The sequence below is a fragment of the Bartonella sp. SD1336NMGDW genome (genome assembly GCF_042193565.1).
Classification (GTDB): Bacteria; Pseudomonadota; Alphaproteobacteria; order Rhizobiales; family Rhizobiaceae; genus Bartonella; species Bartonella grahamii.
The window spans coordinates 1-2148 of the sequence record NZ_JBHILW010000055.1; the positions used below are offsets into that span (position 1 = coordinate 1).

Annotated in this window: 2 protein-coding genes and 2 pseudogenes; 3 read left to right on the forward strand and 1 reads right to left on the reverse strand. The window is 37.6% G+C overall.

Annotated elements, in window-relative coordinates; all coding sequences use genetic code 11:
- Nucleotides 1-290, forward strand: a 290-nt coding sequence (locus tag ACFIKH_RS08950; protein ID WP_375671516.1) for a hypothetical protein, incomplete at its 5' end; no start/stop codon positions are given.
- Nucleotides 291-293: 3 nt separating this feature from the next.
- On the opposite strand, the gene ACFIKH_RS08955 is transcribed toward ACFIKH_RS08950, so the two are convergent.
- Nucleotides 294-1379 (reverse strand): hypothetical protein, encoded by a 1086-nt coding sequence (locus tag ACFIKH_RS08955; protein ID WP_375671517.1) that lies wholly within the window; start codon nucleotides 1377-1379, stop codon nucleotides 294-296.
- Nucleotides 1380-1763: 384 nt separating this feature from the next.
- On the opposite strand from ACFIKH_RS08955, the pseudogene ACFIKH_RS08960 reads away from it, so the two are divergent.
- Nucleotides 1764-1862: pseudogene (locus ACFIKH_RS08960) on the forward strand (phage antirepressor Ant); the annotation flags it as partial.
- A 21-nt stretch (nucleotides 1863-1883) separates the two neighbouring features.
- Nucleotides 1884-2148: pseudogene (locus tag ACFIKH_RS08965) on the forward strand (phage tail protein); the annotation flags it as partial.

A 2148-nucleotide genomic window follows, 5' to 3' on the forward strand; every position in this document is an offset into this window, starting at 1 on the left:
AATCTTTTCGGATTACAGCGATTTACGGCATTAAGCATTCAGAATCGGACGCCGGTGGCAGAATCCCCACCACAATTCCAAGAAAGGAACTTGATCTTTGTATCAATGACATCGGGGGTTTACCACCAAAACCTCAAGATAGTATTGTGGTCCTCTCTCCTGAAAACAGCAAAGCGCCCTCTTCTCAAGAGCATTTCATTGTGATAGATGTACAAGCTTCAGAATCCGGTATGTATAAGCTTATCTTGCGGGAGATAAAAAATGGACGTATCTTTATCTTGTGTGTTTAAAAATTAATAAGGCTGCCCAAGAGCCCGAATTACTGCTACAAACCTTGGATTTGGAATGGCACTAAATCGGTAACTCCATGGTGAGCCAGTACGGTGACTGATGTGACATCTTTGGTATGTTATAGTGACTGATGCAATTCCTGCCCAAGTAGTCCTTTCATTATCTTCAGGGCTTACAAATACAATAGCTTGGTTTGTTACTAAAAGACGTCCTAAAGCTGGAGTCTTTTCGCCAATATTGAAGGTAACGCGTTCTTGAACTCCCAACAGTTTTTCATTTTTTGCTAAACGATAATCATATTCACTTGCGTCAAGTTCTTGAAACATTTCACATGCTTCCTCAAAATTAGAGGGAGGAATATCTGATTGCCACAAAGCAACTTCTTGCTCAAAGTTTTTTTCCTTTTTCGCCTCACGATAGGCAATAATAACAAAAATTAAAACAATAAGAATGGGTAGTAATAACCATGGTGTAATAGTTACTGTTACCACAATGCCTCCACTCAACAGAACACAAAGGAGAAAGATCTGTACCCTCTTTTCTAACCGCTTTTTTTCAAGTTCCGGCGACATTTTATTAACAACTGATAAATCAGAAGAAGGGTGGATATGGGGGGGAGGTATTAAAACCTGCTCTGAAACTTTTTCTTTAAAACGTTTTTTGCGTTTATCTTGCCAATGAACAAAAATAGACAAAGCAATACATGCAAAGAAAATTAACCTGAACCATCCCCAAAAACCTAGACCATCATTTTCGTCTGACTTTTTGTCTTGAACATGGATACTTTTCTTATCAGTATTCTCAGGTAGTACATGTTTCACGCTTTCATTTTGAGTAGCAACATATGTTAATAAAGTCGAGGAGGAGGAAAAAATTTCATTATTGTATGTAACTTGATCTGGTTCGAGTTTGTGCAAAAAAAACGCACCTAATATTGCAGAGCCGAGAAATAATAAAACTCCAATACCAAGAGTTTTCAATCCGTTTTTCCGCCATTTTTTTATACACACTAAAACAAGTCCGACAAACATCACTGGGAATAATAACAAGCATACGATCACCGCAATTGTATCAAGCGTATTGAGCATTATTTTCCCCTTCACTATAAATAAAAAACTAAGCCGAAAAATTTAAAGTGAGTCGACAAATAAAGTAAAGATGTGCTTATAATTTTAGAAAAAAGTGATATTACTGCGTGACATTATTACAGCGATATGAATAATCGAATCAGGTACCTAAGAAACACTTTAAAGCAATGAGCGAACGGATTGCTGGAACAATATCTTCTTCGCCAATTAAAGTTTTGACTCGTTGTATGTTACACCCATATAATGACTTTGTAAGATGTAGTTACACTATACAAGACCCTTTTACGGGGAAAATGTAACGGACGAGCTAGTTGCCCATGTTTCTTAGCACCCAGAGCTCTTTTAGAGTGTCATTAAGAAACGTCTAAAAACTAGGAGTCCTTTATGAATACCCTTATAGGAATTAAAGAACAAATTATTGAGCAGGATACCGTTCAAACAGTAAATGCTCGTGAGTTGCATGCATTTTTGGAGATAAAATCCGATCTCATTGGTAGCTTGTGAGACGGCATCAAAAGCAAGTGGCAAGCCCTGTCCGAATGGTTTAGCGGCATGATAAGCAAATTAACCAGCTAGATGCCTAATTTGGATGAAAGAAAAGCTAGGCTTTAATGTTTCAATCAACAAAACTTCAACGGAGACGATTAAAACCTTTACCGATGAAACCAATGCACGTGCAAAAAAAAATGGTTGATACAGTAGTGGTTACAAATACCCCACCTGAAAAACGCAAGAGTGGTTTTAATACAGGAGCCGTTGAAACAGGACA